Annotated in this window: 4 protein-coding genes; all 4 read right to left on the reverse strand. The window is 36.9% G+C overall.

Annotated features, from left to right (window positions below):
* Positions 1 to 4,512: a non-ribosomal peptide synthetase gene (locus tag BHE19_RS21580; RefSeq protein WP_070908822.1), complete on the reverse strand. Its 4,512-nt coding sequence runs from the start codon at positions 4,510 to 4,512 to the stop codon at positions 1 to 3.
* Positions 4,513 to 4,587: 75 nt separating this feature from the next.
* On the reverse strand, positions 4,588 to 7,299 hold the full coding sequence (locus tag BHE19_RS21585) for a beta-ketoacyl synthase N-terminal-like domain-containing protein (protein WP_070908823.1): 2,712 nt from the start codon (positions 7,297 to 7,299) through the stop codon (positions 4,588 to 4,590).
* A gap of 26 nt (positions 7,300 to 7,325) precedes the next feature.
* Positions 7,326 to 10,502 (reverse strand): non-ribosomal peptide synthetase, encoded by a 3,177-nt coding sequence (locus BHE19_RS21590; protein WP_070908824.1) that lies wholly within the window; start codon positions 10,500 to 10,502, stop codon positions 7,326 to 7,328.
* A gap of 62 nt (positions 10,503 to 10,564) precedes the next feature.
* The gene (locus tag BHE19_RS21595; RefSeq protein WP_070908825.1) at positions 10,565 to 16,816 is read right to left on the reverse strand and encodes a non-ribosomal peptide synthetase; all 6,252 of its coding nucleotides are present in this window, start codon (positions 16,814 to 16,816) and stop codon (positions 10,565 to 10,567) included.
* Between the last annotated feature and the right edge of the window lie 17 nt (positions 16,817 to 16,833).

The following is a 16,833-nucleotide window of genomic DNA, read 5'->3' on the forward strand; positions in this document are numbered from 1 at the left end:
TTAAATATTGAATTTCTCGTATTCCACTTCGTCAACTTCCTCCGTCTGTCTGAGTAATTTTTCTACCTCAACCGAGAAAGAGGCTATAGTAAGCTGATGCAATAAGGTTAAAGAAACGGGTGGTATACTGAATCTTTTATAGATTTCATTTTTCATTTTTGCAAGTTTCAAACTGCTTCCTCCCAGGAAAAAGAAATTATCGTTTACGCTTATTTCTTCCAGTTTTAATAAGTCCTTCCAAATCTCCGTTAACTGTTTTTCCGTCTCATTTCTCGCCAATACAAAAGTGTTTTGATTGCTTATGGTATGATTATTTTTAAGAAGCTGCAATTTTTTGAGATCTGCTTTTCCGTTTACCGTTACCGGGATTTCCTTTACGGTCTTAAATTTTTCGGGAATCATATAATCCGGTAAATAGCTTTTCAGAAATGTTCTTAGTGACACATAGTCTATTTTTTCATTGCTGTGCAGATAGGCTGTCAATTCTTTTTCACCATTTTCATCTTCATTCAGGGACAATATTGCTTTTTTTACGGATTGGTATTGTTCCAGAACATTTTCGATTTCTTTTAAATCAATACGATAACCTCTGATTTTTATCTGATTCTTTTTTCGTCCCATATACTTCAAAGTCCCGTCCGGCAGCCATTTGACTAAATCACCCGTTTTGTATAACAAATCGCCCATCTCAGGATCAACAATATTGGGAACAAACGCCTCGTCTGAAAGTGCTTTATCGTTAAAATAGCCTAAAGCAAGTCCGCTTCCTGCAATGTAAAGCTCTCCGACAGCGCCTTGTGGCATTAGCATTTTTTCTTCAGACAAAACATATAATCCAGTTTTATCAATTGGTTTTCCGATGTTTACGATATCGTCTTGTTCCAAAAATTGCAAACTGGAGATGATCGCGGTTTCAGTTGGACCATAAAGATTCCAGATACCGGTACCGGTAAGTGCGACCAAATTATTTTTCAGTTGTTGATCCAAATCTTCTCCGGCAGCCATAACCACCAGATTTTCTGTATTTTTCCAGCCTGTGTCCAAAAGCATTTTCCATCTTGTTGGCGTTGTAAGCATGTGAGTTACGGTATTCTCTTTTAGAAAATTATTGAGATGATAAATGTCTTTTCCTTCCTTTTCGTTTGTCATTACAACCTGTCCTCCAGTGATTAAAGGCAGGAAGATTTCTAAAAGTGAAATATCAAATATCAGAGGAGTTACTGCTACAAATTTTATGGTTTGATCCAATTCTAATTTCTCAGACAATGAAACGATTACATTCTCAAGCGCATGATGACTGATCATTACTCCTTTTGGTTTTCCTGTTGAGCCCGAAGTAAAAATAACGTAAGCTAAATCACTTGAATCTATTTCTACCGCTTCAAAAATACCGTCCCTAACATTGGGAACTTCATCGATATCTACTTTTACTATTTCGGAAGAAAAAAGACTCGTGTTTTCTTTTTGAGCTACCAGTAATTCAGGATTTACTTCGTCTATAATCTGCGTAATTCTTTTGTTTGGAAAACCGGAATCAATGGGTAAAAAAGCAGCTCCGGTTAACAAGATGCCCAAAATCCCCACTAATTGATCAACAGAACGGTTGATGCACAACGGGATGATCATTCCTTTTTTAGCTCCTTTTGATTGTAAGTATCGGGCCAAATTTTCTGATTTCTGGTAAAGCACTTCATAGGTTAGCGAATCAGCACCGTCCGAAACTGCAATCTTATGGGGATGCAAAAGATATTGTTCTTTAAAAAGTTTTAGTACCGAAGTCTCAATACTCTTACTGCTGTCCTCCTTTTTAGTTGCACCAATCTCTTTTCGTACAGCGTTAAAAGAATCTTTTAATTTTGTGATATAGGGTAAGCCTTCCAGCACACTTGTTTTGTCAATACCAAAATCGATTAAACAGGCAATCTCATTTACTCCTGCTTTTACCACTTTATTTAAAATCGGTAAACTGCTTTCTAAATTTCCGATAAGGCTGCCTTCTTTAAAATATTTGCTAACCGAAAAATCCAGCATTTCGTCAACTGACTTTTCTGTTATTTTTTGAAGTGACGGATCATTACTCTGTTCCAAAGCTTCTTTTCCATTCATTTCAAGAGATTTTAGCAAGTATTTCTTCATGGATGGTCTTGCTTTTTCCTGTGCTTTTTCTACCGTTTCATCCAGATAAGTGTGTAACATGAGTACCACTCTGTCGCCACCTTCTTTATGATTATTTTCTTTGTAAGCCTTTCTGTATACCGCAATTTTTTCTTCCAGTTCATCAAAACTAAGATTTAACAATCCTGTCAAAATTCCTGCTCCTATTTCTCCTGCTCTTTTATAGGTTTCTATATTTCCGGTACAGGCAATCCAAACAGAAACTTCTTTCTGAACGGGCTTTGGTAATATTTTAAAAGGTTTCTCTATCGAATCAATTCCTTTAAAATTTACCGAATTTCCGATCCAAAGTGAGCGAACCTCTTCTATGGTCTGAAGTAAGATATCCTTTCGGTCTTTAAAATTCTCAGGATAAAAAACAAAATCATTAGCATTCCATCCTGAAGCAAAGCAGATACCTGCTCTTCCTCCCGAAATATTATCAACTACCGACCATTCTTCGGCTATTCTAATGGGATGATGAAGTCCTGCTACAACGCTTCCTGACCGTATGCCTATATTTTTGGTTCTTGCTGCTACGGCTGCTCCCAAGACACTTGGATTTGGAAAAGGTCCGCCAAATTCATTAAAATGTCGTTCCGGTGTCCAGACTGCACTATAACCGTTAAGATCCGCATAAGCCGCTCCAATCATTAGTATTTCATACTGATTTTCTTCTGTTCCGGTATTTCCGAAATAATAAAGACCAAAATCTAACGTTTTATAGCTATCATCTATTGATTTATCAGAAAGAATAACATTAGATTGATTTCTGCTCCAGTCTGAAATTCTTTTGCGTTCACTAGAATCGATGCTCTCCAGAGCACTTATCGCAATTTTATCGTTTGCGATGGTTTCCGTCATTAAATATTCTAAATGATCGGTCAGACGTTTTATTGTTTCCTCCTGATAGATTGCTGAGTTGTATTCGATTTCGTAAAAAAGGCTTCCATCTTTTGATTCTGCAAAATTAAACGTAAGATCATAAGCTGAATATCCTTCCTTCAGTTCTGCAAATTCAACCACTTTTAATCCTCCCGGAAGAAAATCATCTTCCAGAGAATCAGTGTCAAAATTTTGCAATACGACAAATACATCAAATAGGGTATTTCTGCCCGGATTTCTTTCTACCTGAAGCTGATTTACAATTTCTTCAAATGGATACTCTCTGTTTTCATAGGCATTGAAAGCATTGGTATTTACAATATTAAAAAGTTCCTTAAAGGTATTCTGCGCTTCAAAACGGGTTCGCAAAGCAATTGTATCTGCGTAAAAACCTATCTGATCTTCCAATTCAGAAAAATCTCTTCCATACACGGGAAATCCTAAAATAATATCTTTCTGTTCACTAAACTTATAGAACAATAAGTTAAACAAAGTCATCAATCCTGTAAACAAGGTTCCGCCTTCGTTTCTGCAATACGTCTTAAACTCTTTTACTGATTCGGCTTTAATGGTGCGTCTTAGCATCCCCACTTCAGAATTTCTAATCACCGGTCTGGTATAATCTTCAGGTAATTGCAGCAAAGGCAGTTCTCCCCCCAGCTGATTGATCCAATACTCTTTTTCTTTACTTAAATTTATATCCTCAAAACGTTTGCTTTTCCATACCGCCACATCTTTATATTGTATTCTGAGTTCCGGTAGTAAAGCATCAACTTGCATTACTTCGGCTTTATAGAAAAAGAATAAATCACGTATCAGAATATTGAATGATCTGCTGTCGCAAATGATATGATGAATGATACTATAAAACAACCATTTATCTTCCTCTAAACGAATTAAGTAAAATTTCAATAAAGGACCGGTCTGCAGGTCAAAAGGTATTGCCCTCTCCTCTTTAATGAACTTGCTTAATCTTTCTTCGGAGATATCCTCTCCTCTAAAATCGATGTGACTGATCTTAAAATTTAGTTCTTCAGGGCTTTTGATCCACTGGCATATTTCACCGCCTTCATTTTCAGCAAAAACAGTTCGAAGGCTTTCGTGTCTGGAAATCAATTTCTGGCTGGCTTTTTCAAGCGCTGTAATGTCTAATTCTCCTTCAAACTGAAAGCTTTTTGACATGTTGTAAGCAAAATTATCGCCCCAATTATGGCTCACAATCCATGATCTTGTCTGAGAAGGTGTGAGCGGATAGTACATCAGATCTGCGGGTGCCAATGGTATGCTGGCTTCAATCCCGGTTTCCTGCTGCTGTTTTAAAAATTCTACGATTTCAGATTTTCGCACTTTTATCTCCTCCATAACGGCCTCTGAAATTTCTTCACTTGTATAAGAAATTTTAAGATTATCTTCAGATAACTGAATAGTAATATTTTCTTCCGTTAAATAATTCAAAAACTGTAGTGTATCCATAATCAATTCGATTTAAGTAAGTAGAGTAAATTGTCCTTAGAATATTTTACGATTCTATGATTCAGAATAATGGGGCTAAATGGTAATTGTTTTTACTTGTTGGTATGCTTTGTTCTTAATTTCCTCAACGCTTTCGATTACCTCTCTTACGGAACTATGCTCCATAAAATCCATCAGAGACAACTCGACCTGTAATTCATTTTTAATTTTATTGAGGATTAACATTCCTTTCAGGGAATCACAGCCTATTTCGAAAAGGTCTTTATCCAAATCGAATTTTTTCTCTCCAAGAAATTCAACAAACACAGACTGAATAATTTCTGAAGTAGTTTCCTTTTTTTTCTGCAAAACATTCACCTTCTCTCCAACCTCGATTTTTTCCTCTTTTTTAGCCAAAAAATTAAAATTTTCGGGGATAAGATTGACCACATGCGGATATTCGCTTTTATCGAATTCATAAACCGGCAGGGTGGTTTTTGCGGGGTGATTGTCATCATACGTTTCTTCCCAATCGATATTTTCTCCCGCGAGCCATAATTTTCTTAAAGTATTTTTTAGGATATCATCTGCATGAATTGCTTTATCCGTTTGCGATAAGGAAATAGTGACATGACTATTTTCCTCAAAATTTTCAGCCAAAATGGTATTTAAAAACTGTGTCAGACTTGTGCTGTCGCCCATTTCCAAAAGCACAGCTGAATTGTTTTGTACAATATCACTGAAGGATTTCGATGCGTTAATTTTCAGACTTCTGCCATTCACCCAATATTTTTGAGGAGTTAAAATTCCTTCATTTATAGTGATGTCTTTGGCTGCTTGTACAAAAGGAATCTGAGCAGGTTGTATGCTTAATTCCTTTTCATCGTACAGCATCATCCCGAGTACTTCGTTTAACTGTAATATTCCGGAAACACAGGCTGCAGTATATTCTCCTATTCCAACACCTGAAGTAAAATTGATCCGTATTCCATATTCTTTCAGCAAATTGGCTAAAGTATAACCGGATAGTACCGTAAACACTTTGGTGAGTACCTTGTCTTTTGATTTACCACTAACCGCTGTTTCATTCATCCATTTTTTCAGGTCATAATTGCCTAGCTCCACTGTTGCAATACTTTGGTCTATTTTATTTCTAAAGCCTGCATTTTCTTTGTAGAGATTACTGTAGAATTGGATATCTGTATGGTTTGTATGAGGAAAAAATAAGAGTACCGTTTTTTTCTTTTCATCAACCTTCCCTATATTTTCTTCATTGCTTAAAATATCGGTATACAAGAATAACTCTTCTTTGTTCGTACAGCTTATTGCGGCTCTGTAATCAAAATGTCTTTTTCCGGTCTGAAGGGTGTAAGCAACTTCGTCCAAAGCAATGTCGCTTTCATTTTTTAGAAACTCCTTAAATTTTAAAAGGTAATTTTGAAGTGAACTCTTTGATTTGGCCGAAAAAAGGAAAAGATTGGATCTTTCTTTTGTCGCATTTTTATCTTTTCCCGGGGCTTCTTCTAAAACCAGATGCACGTTTGTTCCTCCTATTCCAAAAGAACTTACTCCGGCTCTACGAGGCTTATTATTGACCGATTCCCATTTGTGAAGCTCTTTTTGGACATAAAAAGGGCCTTCGCTAAAATTGATTTTCGGATTTGGGTCGCTGTAATTTATCGTTCCCGGTATCTGACGGTATTTTAAACTAAGTGCTGCTTTTATTAAGCCTACAACTCCTGCTGCCGTATCGGTATGCCCAATATTGTTTTTTACTGAACCCAGTAAACAGTTGTGTTCTTTATTATTTTCAAAAGCCATGTTAAGTGCTTCTACTTCAATCGGGTCTCCTAAGGTTGTACCCGTTCCGTGTGCTTCTACATAGCTCACGCTATCAGGTGCTATTCCGGCCATTTTATGCGCTAATCTTATACATTCCATTTCTCCTTCAATACTTGGGGCTGTATATCCTACTTTTCTGTTCCCGTCATTATTGGCCGCACTTCCTTTAATTACGGCATAAATATGATCTTTGTCTTCGAGGGCTTCTTCCAGTCGTTTAAGCACCACGATACCAACCCCTTCGCTACCGATGGTTCCTGTTGCTTTTTCATCAAATGCTCTGCAATGTCCGTCTTTTGAATAAATAGATCCTTCTTTGTATTCGTAACCGAATCTGGGCTCTAACATTAAAGAAATACCTCCGGCCAAAGCTACTTTCGCTTCTCCAAATAAGAGCCCTCGACAAGCCAGATGAACGGCTGAAAGTGAAGTCGAACAAGCCGTATTGATTGAAAATGAAGGGCCTGTTAGGTTTAATTTATACGACGTTAAAGTGGGCAAATGATCTTTGTTGGTTATAAAATCAAGTGTAATAGTATCTAATTTACTGCTGTCGCTATTTAGAGCAACATGTGCTTTCCAAGGCAAATCACCTCCACTGCCCGCATAAATACTGATTGCTGATTCTGACAGGCATCCGGCATCTTCCAGAGCTTCCCAGGCCGATTGTAAAAACATACGATGTACCGGACTCATAAGTGCTGCCTCATAAGGTGTAAATCCGAAAAAGGCAGCATCAAAACTTCCTTTATTACCTACTTCTGCTATGACCGGAATGTGTACATTTTTGCTGGTTTCATTTTTAACAAAGCCTCTTTTAAGAAGTTCTTCTTCTGATAAGGTATAAACGGACTCTTCTCCTTTTGAAATATTGTTCCAAAACGTTCTCCAGTCATTTGCTCCCGGCACGTGACAGGACATTCCTATTATCGCAATTTCTAAACCTGTATTATCGTTTGTTGCCATTTGATTTTACTTTATTGAGATACTTCTTAATTTGTTTGCTGCTTCTTTTTTAAAATTGACAGGGTCTGATTGGCGATGTCAACCGATTTGGAATTTTTTTCGTCTACTAGCTCAAGACCTGGCTCTACATCTTGCGTAATATGATGGGTAAGTGCCTCAATGTTGCTAAACTTAAATGCATTGAGTACTTTTAAATTTATATCCAATTCTTTGTTGATGAGCCGTACCATTTTCATAAGGGAAATAGAATTACCTCCTATTTCGAAAAAGTTGTCCTGTATGCCAATATTTTCATTACAAAGGATCGCTTTCCAGATGTTTAGTATTTTGGCTTCCAACTCAGTCTTAGGCAAAGTATACTGTTCGCTTTTGGTAGTTTGCTGTCCTAAAGTCAATAAGGCTTTCACATTTGTTTTTCCATTGATCAGAATTGGAAAGGCCTCGACCCAAATTATCTTTGAAGGAATCATATACGACGGCAATTTTTGCTGCAGCTGTTTTTTTAATGACTTTTCGTCCAGTTCTTCAGCTCCGGTATAAAAAGCAACGATTCTTTTCTGATCTACTTTTTGGTTGTCCACTAAAACTATGGCCTTTTTGATGGTTTCCTGTTCCTGAAGTGCCGTTTCAATTTCACCAAGTTCGATACGATACCCGTTTAATTTAATCTGACTGTCTTTTCGGCCAATGAATTCAATTACTCCATTAAAATGCCAGCGGGCTAAATCGCCTGTTTTATAGAGTTTCTTTCTGGAAAAAAAATCAGTCATAAAAACCTCTCTTCCAATGCCTTCATCATTTACATATCCGTTTGCAACTTGCTCCCCGGCAATACAAATTTCTCCCGGAACTCCTATTGGCACCAGATTATTTGCGGTATCCAGCAGGTATATTTTTGAACCTTTGTTAGGTACGCCTATGAGTTGCGGATTGTAACTTTTCTGTTTCTGCAAATAAGTTTGTCCCGTTATAAAAATAGTTCCCTCAGTAGGTCCGTACAGTACATGAAGAGAAGCATTAGGAAATATCTTTGACAAATCTTCCAAGGTTTCGTTTGAAGAAACTTCTCCTCCCATAAATATTTTTGTGACCTGTGAGAAACGATCTGCCATGTCAAAATCAATACTATAATCCAATAACTGTCTCATTAAAACCGGTACAGCGTGGAAGCCATTGATCTTTTCAATTTCTTTGCTCAAAAGTGCGAGATCTTGTATGGTCTCAGAATTTAATATCGTGATGGTTCCCCCTATCGTTAAAGGATAAAAAACTTCGAAGAAAAAAATATCAAAAGAATTTGAAGCTAAAACCGGAAAATGTGTCTTACTGTCTGTTCCGAATTTTTTTCTGCAATTGGTCAAAAGCACACTGAAATTGCGATGTGTTACCATAACTCCCTTAGGCTTTCCTGTAGACCCTGAAGTATAGATCGCATAAGCAATTTGAGAAAGTTCTATTTCTCTGTTTATCGCAGTGTCATTCTGAGTCGAGTTTTCAAATTCTTTGATCGTATCTTCATTGACTACTACTACACATTGACTGCTTTCTGTTATGATTTTTTTTCTTTCTTCCGGAAAATGAATGTCAATTGGAACATAAACGGCACCCAATTTAAAAATGGCCAAAATCGTTACGATTAACATTTCTGATCTTTCTAATGCGACTGCAACAAAATCGTGCTCTTTTATATCATAATTCTGAATGAGAAAATGTGCCAGTTTATTACTTTTTTCATCTAATTCCTGATAGCTAAGAGATTCTTCCTTATACTTTACAGCCGCTTTATTTGGATTTTTTAAGACTTGTTTAGAAAAATAACCAATGATCGTCTGGTTTGCCGTAATATCAAAAGTCTCTCTGTTGAAATCAAAAAATAATTTGTTTCTTTCTTCTCCCGCAACTAAATCAATCTCAGAAAATAAACTGTCGGGATTTTCCAGAACCTGAAGATAGAGGTACTCAAAACATTTTTTTAAATTTTCTATAAATTCCGAACTGTATTTTTGAGCATTATAGGTAAACCTTAACACGGTATTAATCCCCGGAACTATGGCCAGTGAAAAATTATAATTTGTTTTTTCAAATGCTTCTACTCCCACTACCTCTAAAGTGTCCTGAGCCGAATTAATCAACTCATCTTCTGCATATTCCTGTGAAGGATAATTTTCATAAACCACCAAAGTATCAAACAACTGCTGTCCCAGATTACTATTGGATTGTATTTCTGCCAATTGAATATAATGATTTGGAATACTTTTTATGGCTTCTTTTTGGGTATCAATCAGGATATTCTTTATCGTTTCTTCTGAATTAAATTTTATCCTTACGGGAATCGTATTAATAAAGAGCCCCAACATTTCTTCTATTCGATCTACTTCTGAAGGTCTGCCTGACACTACACTCCCAAAAACAACATCATCGGTATCATTATATTTGGCAAGCAGTATTCCCCAAATGGTTTGAAAAAAGATATTTTCGGTAATTCCTAATTCCCGACAGAGTGCTGTAACAGTCCCTTTATTTTTTTCGGATAGTGTATGAAGTACTTTAACTTCCGTTTCCTGACGATTTTGATTGTCGGGGTTAAAAAATGGTATTCCGGTATTAGTTTCAAATCCGGAAAGATATTCCTCCCAATAAGCCGCTATACTTTTTTTATCCAGTTCCATCAGCCACTTGCTGTAGGCTGAATAACTTGGCGGTGCAGATAGCTTAATCTCCTGACCTGCCAATAAACATTTGTAGGCGTAAAAAAAATCTTTTATTAAGAGTTCGATACTCCAGCCATCTAAAATAATGTGATGGTAACTCCAGATAAACTCAAATACATTTTCCCGAAGCTTAATCACAGTTAATCTTATTTGTGAGCCTTTATAAAGATTAAATCCTTTATCTCTGTCTGATTTTTTAAAATTCTCCAAAGAAAAATTTTCATTGGCGCTCTCGTCCCGGTAATAGAAACCGGAGGGAACACTGTCCAGTACCACTTGCAAAATATCATTTACGGTAGTGTTGTTAAAACAGGTTCTTAGTGTATCGTGTCTTGACACCAAAAAATCAAATGTTTTCTGTAATAACTCAACCTCAACTTTCCCATAGATGTGGTAACAGGATTGTTCAAAATATTCATTTTCTGATATTTGCCAGCGAAAAAAAATTCCTTCCTGTAGAGGATTCAGTGCATATATTTCTTTTATTTTCATAGATTAAATACGGTTCGATTTTAAGGGGGCTTTAGGTTTTATTGTTTTTGTTTTTTATTGCATCAGATGGTGATGTTTTCGCTTTCGACATCTTCCAGTTCTTCGTTATTGGCCCAAATGACATTGTCAATTTCGTTCGCCAGACTCTCTATGGTTGGATTGGTGAACAAATCAGATATGGTAAGTTTCACTTCTAACTGATTGTTGATAAGGTGGAACATTTTTACAGCTTTTAAACTGTGTCCGCCCAAATCAAAGAAGTTATCTGCGAGTCCTATTTTTTCTATTTCTAAAACAGCTTCCCATATTTTTGCCAGTGTTTTTTCAGTAGGTGTCACGGGTTCCGTATAGGCTGCACGTTCTGTTTCCAGCTCGGTAATTTCAGGAAGTTTAGCTCTGTCCACTTTTCCGTTGATGTTTAACGGAAACTCTCGTAAAAAGACAAAATGATTGGGGATCATGTATTTTGGCAATTGGGTTCTGAGCCAGTTTTTTAAAGTGTTACTTTCAAGATCTTCATCGGTAACCAAATAGGCAATTAATTTTTTTTCTGCTGCCGTACCGTCTGTTATGACCACCAATGATGAAAATATTAATTTGTGGGTACATAAGATATTTTCAATTTCTCCGAGTTCGATTCGGTAACCTCGTAATTTTACCTGATTGTCTTTTCTTCCTACGAACTCAATTGTATTGTTATGGGTCCACCTGCCTAAATCACCCGTTTTGTAGAGTCTTTCCTCTGTTTTATAAGGGTTTGTTATAAACTTTGAATGGGTCAGTTCAGCATTGTTCAGATAACCTCTTGCCAGACCGTCACCTCCTACACAGATTTCACCAATGACTCCTTTAGGTACCAGCTGGTGGTTTTTGTCCATGATATAAACGGTACTATTACTTATCGGAACACCGATCGAAACGGATGTTTTTATCGGTAAGTCAATGGTATGGGTTATCGAAAATGTTGTGTTTTCGGTAGGCCCATATCCATTGACAACTACTAATTCAGGATAAGTACTTTTCAGTTTCGTAATATGGTGTGGAGATAAAACATCTCCTCCGCATAGTACTGTTTTTAAGTTTTTGAATAAGATTAGGTTTTCGTCTACTAACTGATGTAACCAGCCTGCGGTAAACCACATCATGGTGACTTTTTCGTTTGCAACCACCTCGTTCATCCCTCTTACAGACAATAGCGTATTTTCGTCGCAAATGACCAGAGTTCCTCCGTTTAAAAGCATTCCCCAATACTCGAAAGTACTGGCATCAAACGAAAAAGCTCCTGTAGCCAGTAATACTTCTTCTCCGCTAAGGTGTATGAAATTGTTGTTTTTGACTAACCTGACAACGCTTTGCTGTTCTATTAAAACACCTTTTGGCTCTCCGGTAGAACCGGAGGTGTACATGACATAGGCCAGATCGTTTGTTTTCGCATAAATACTTTCAAACTTAGACGAATAATTAGCCTGTGATTGTACAAAATCTTCGATTAGATCCACCGCAATCAGGCATTCGGCATTCGCATCTTTAATGATGTAACTGATTCGTTCCTGCGGATAATCGGCCGAAATGGGTACGTAAGCACAACCCGATTTTAACAAGGCTAAAATGCTTATGATCTGCCATTCATTTTTTGGCAAATAAATGGCCGCCAATTCTCCTGTTACTTTGTAATTTTCTTCTAAATAATTGGCCAGCTGATTGGCAACATTATTGAGTTCGTGATAGGTGTACTTTTGTTTTTTGTATACCAGAGCTGTTTTTTCGGGTGTCAGAGCGACCTGCTTTTCAAACAATTCGATAATCGATGAATCTTTCGGATACTCGGTTTGATGACCGTTTAATTCTTCCAGTAAATGTTTTTTCTCTGCTGCTGTCAAACAATCGATCGCACTTATTTTTTGGTCTCCATTTTGGGTAACCTGTATTAATATCTGCTCTAAATGGTTAAGCAATGCCGTGATTTTTTCTGAAGAGAATATATCAGTGTTGTATTCTAATGTCAGGGTAAGTGTCGAATCGGTCACTAAAAAATCGAATGTCAAATCAAATTTGGCAGAGATTCCATTTCCTACAGCATCAATAATCGCATCATAAGACTCTAAATCTGATGCCTGATTGTTTTCTTCTCTGGCGGTAACGATGATATCAAACAACGGATTTCTGCCGGCATCGTATTTAATGTCTAAAAGTTTAATTAACTCATCAAGCGGAAATTTTTGATGTTCTTTGGCTTTGATTACATTCTCTTTTACTTGTTTTAAAGTTGCTGTAAATGAAGCGCTTTCATTTAAATGGGTTCGCAACGGAATGGTATTGGCATAAAAACCAATCTGATCAAACAGTTCCGGATAGTCGCGATTTACAATTGGACTTCCTGTAATGATATCCTGATCTCCGGTATTTTTATAGATTAAAATATTGGTTACGGCTAAAAAGACCATGAAACGCGAAACTTCTTTGTTCTCGCATAAGCTGTTTAGGTCTTTCAAAATACTGCCTTCCAAAACTTTTGATCGTACTGCGCCGTTATGTGTTTTGATGTTGGGTCTTTTTTGATCTCCCAATTCACTTACTATTGGCAGATTGCCTTCAAATTGTTTCAGCCAGTACTTTTTATCTGCTTCAATTGCTTCACTTTTAATCATACTTTGCTCCCAGGCTGCATAATCCTTGAACTGTATGGCTAAAGGCGGTAAAGCAATTGCGCTGTTTTTGCTATACTTTTCATATAAGGCGTACAGTTCTTTTACAAAAACATCCGTTGACCATCCGTCAAAAATGATATGATGAAAAAGAATACTGATGATCCATTTATCTTCTTTAACGCTTATCAATGCTGCTTTCATCAAAGGAGGCGTTTCTAAATTAAAAGAGACATCACCTGTTTCGATAAGCGCTTTTTGTAAATCCTTTTCTAAGGTTTCGCTGTTACGCAAATCCAAATATTGAATTTTTAAAGGTTCTGTTTTTTCGATCGGAATGATGATTTGTCCCGGTTCACCATTTTCATTGGTAACAAAAGCGGTTCTTAAGATTTCATGTCGCTCTATTAAATCGTATACTGCTCTGGTAAAAAATTCCAGGTTTACGGCTTCATTTTTAATATCTATTATTCTAATATTGTAAGCTTTATTTACCTGAGCGTCTATAGAACATATATTATACATTCGATACTGAGAAGAGGACAAAGGATAACTTGGTGCTATTGCTGCCTGTGGAATTGTTAGGGTGTAGCTGTTTAAAGAACGATCAATATAGGCAGCCTGTTCTTCTATAGTAGGATGAATATATATTTCTTTTATGTTGAGGTGCATGCCGAAATTCACAAAAATCTGATTGGACAGCTTGATCATTTTTAAACTATGTCCGCCTAAATGGAAGAAGTTGTCCTGAATTCCAACCGCTTTTCGGTCCAGAATGCGCTGCCATATTTCGGTTAGTTTTATTTCGGTCTCCGTTACAGGCTTAACGTAATCTGCTTTCCTTACGGCATTTGTATCCAAAGGATTCGGTAGTTTTTTAGCATCTACTTTTCCATTTACCGTTAACGGAATCTCCTCTAGTTGTACGTAATAATCCGGAATCATAAAAGAAGGCAATATTCCTTTCAGAAAATGTACCAGCTCTTGTGCATCCATTTGTTTTGTAGCCTTTAAATAGACTACAATTTCTTTCTCGTCGCCTGAGACTGTAATGGTTTTGGCAATGGTAAAATCTACGTATTCATTTGACAATAGAGCATTTTCTATTTCCTCTAATTCAATTCTGTATCCTCTTACTTTAACCTGATTGTCTTTACGGCCGACAAATTCTATTTTGCCGTTTGGAAGTCTTTTGACCATATCGCCTGTTCTGTAGAGCTTTTCATCGGTCTTAAAAGGGTTTACGACAAACTTTTCGGCTGTTATTTCTTCCTGGTTCAGATAGCCTCTTGTTACCTGATTTCCGGAAATACACAATTCTCCTATGCTGTAAATCGGACATAATTTTAAATGATCGTCCAGTACATAAGTTGCATTATAGGCGTTACTTTGTCCTATTACTGCGTTTGGAAATTGTTTAACGTTAGGCAAATAACTTTCAGAAGTGATAAAAATAGATCCTTCGGTTGGGCCGTACAGTACGTTTATGACTGCATTGGTAAATACTTCTCTTATTTCTTCGAGAATCCCGACAGGTACTTTATCTCCCCCTATAAAAATCGATTCTATATGAGGATAGGATTGCTGGGTATTGTTCGTTTTTATATGATCAATAACCGCTCGCATCAGCGTTGGTACGGCATGAAAGCTATTGGTTTGTCTGAGAATTTTTGAAAGATCCTCCATGTCTTTTATTTCATCATTGGATACCATCACTACTTTTCCTCCTGCCAACAGGGGATGAAACAATTCAAAAAGAAAAATATCAAACGAATTAGAGGCCAGCAAAGGCAGTACGGGCTTTTGAGAAATGACAAAACTGTTTTTTGTATTGACCAGCAAAGCACAAATGTTTCTATGCTCGACAAGCACTCCTTTTGGTTTTCCCGTCGACCCTGAAGTATAAATAAGATAGGCTAAATCGGATGGTGAAATTTTGACCTTTGAGATCGTCGTATTTGCTTTAGGATGTACTTTGAAACGATTGATAAAATCCTCATCAATAATAATCGAACTGTTACTATCTTCCAATATATAATCTACTCTGTCCTGTGGCAAATTAATATGAAGCGGAACGTATACAGCATCGGCTTTTAAGATTCCCAACAGCGCAATAACCAGCCAGTCATTTCGATCCAGCTGCATGGCAATAAAATCTCCGGGCTGTACTTTATATTCTGAAATAAGAAAGTCTGCAAACTGATCTGCAATTCCATTTAACCCGGTAAAGCTGTACTGCTCTTCTCCATAAACTAACGCAATCTGATCCTGATTCTCCTGCACTACATTTTCAAATAACTCCACCAAAGTGTATTCCGCAGCAGCTTCTTTCAGCATGTCATGACCGGACAAAGACAACACGGCTTCTTTTTCTGATTCTTGCAAAAGTTCTATTTCAGAAACCGGAATATCAAAGTTTTCTACTATAGTATTTACGACTTGTTCAAAATGATTTTTAAGCGCTGTAATATCCCTTTCATCATATTTTTTGGCATTAAAAGTAAAACGGATACTGATGTCTTTTCCTGGTACAATTGCCAGTGAAAAATCATAGTTTTCTCCCTCATAAGATGCCGCTTCTAACAATTTTATATTTGTTTTTTCACTTTCGGCTATCACTTCGGCGGCCACATAATTTTCAAAAACAATGATATGATCAAACAACGACTGACCGTTGTTTACGCTACGCTGTATGTCACTAATGGCCTGATAATGATAAGGCAAACTTTGTATGGCCTGCTCCTGTGTCTGCAATAAGATTTGCTTTACGGTAGTCTTATCGTCAAAGGAGATCCTTACCGGAATTGTATTGATAAAAAGCCCGATAATATTGGCAACATCATGAATTTCTGCAGGTCTGCCCGATACTACTCCACCAAAAACCACATCATTTGTATTGTTGTATTTGGCTAGTAAAATTCCCCATATCGTCTGAAAAAAGACATTTTCAGTACTACTATTCTCCTGACACAAAACAGCCAGTTTTTCTCTTAAACTTCCACTAATGGTATAAAAAATTTCTCCCGGACTAAAGGCTTCCACATGCTGCTTTGGAAAAGGTAACGTACTTAATCCCTGAAAATCTTCCAGATAATGGTTCCAGTATTGCAATGATTTTTCTTTGTCATTTTTCATCAACCATTTCACATAGTCTGAATAGGAAGTTGCTTTAGGCAAAATGTTTCTTTTCCCTTGAAGTAAACCTTCATAAAGCCTAAAAAATTCACCAATCAAAATACCGATACACCAGCCGTCCATGATAATGTGATGGTGGCTCCAAATTAATTCATACTGGTTTGCACTCGTTTTTACAACGGTAAGACGCATCTGTGAACCTACAGTCAGATCAAAGCTTTTTGCAATATCCTGCTCTTTTACTGAGGCTATGGTCTCGCTTGTATTTCCGGTAATGTCCAGAAAAGTAAAGTTGGAAGGCACTTCGTTTTGAACAATCTGCAAAAGATCTTCACCTACATTATCCCGAAAACAAGTTCTGAGCACATCATGTCTTGCAATCAGCTGATCGTAACTTTCTTTAAGATAATTGATCTCCAATTCAGCTTGTATTTTATAAGATGACTGCTCAAAATACATGGATTTAGAAAGTTTCCAATGGAAATAAATTCCTTCCTGCAATGGTGTTAACGGGTATATATCTTTAATTTTCATAGCTTTTTAGTAGTACG

It is taken from the genome of Flavobacterium tructae (assembly GCF_001853485.1).
Classification (GTDB): Bacteria; Bacteroidota; Bacteroidia; order Flavobacteriales; family Flavobacteriaceae; genus Flavobacterium; species Flavobacterium tructae.

Coding starts and splice junctions, on each gene's coding strand:
- BHE19_RS21590 (WP_070908824.1), bottom strand. CDS start 10,502: ATGAAAATAAAAGAAATATATGCACTGAATCCTCTACAGGAAGGAATT.
- BHE19_RS21595 (WP_070908825.1), bottom strand. CDS start 16,816: ATGAAAATTAAAGATATATACCCGTTAACACCATTGCAGGAAGGAATT.
- BHE19_RS21580 (WP_070908822.1), bottom strand. CDS start 4,512: ATGGATACACTACAGTTTTTGAATTATTTAACGGAAGAAAATATTACT.
- BHE19_RS21585 (WP_070908823.1), bottom strand. CDS start 7,299: ATGGCAACAAACGATAATACAGGTTTAGAAATTGCGATAATAGGAATG.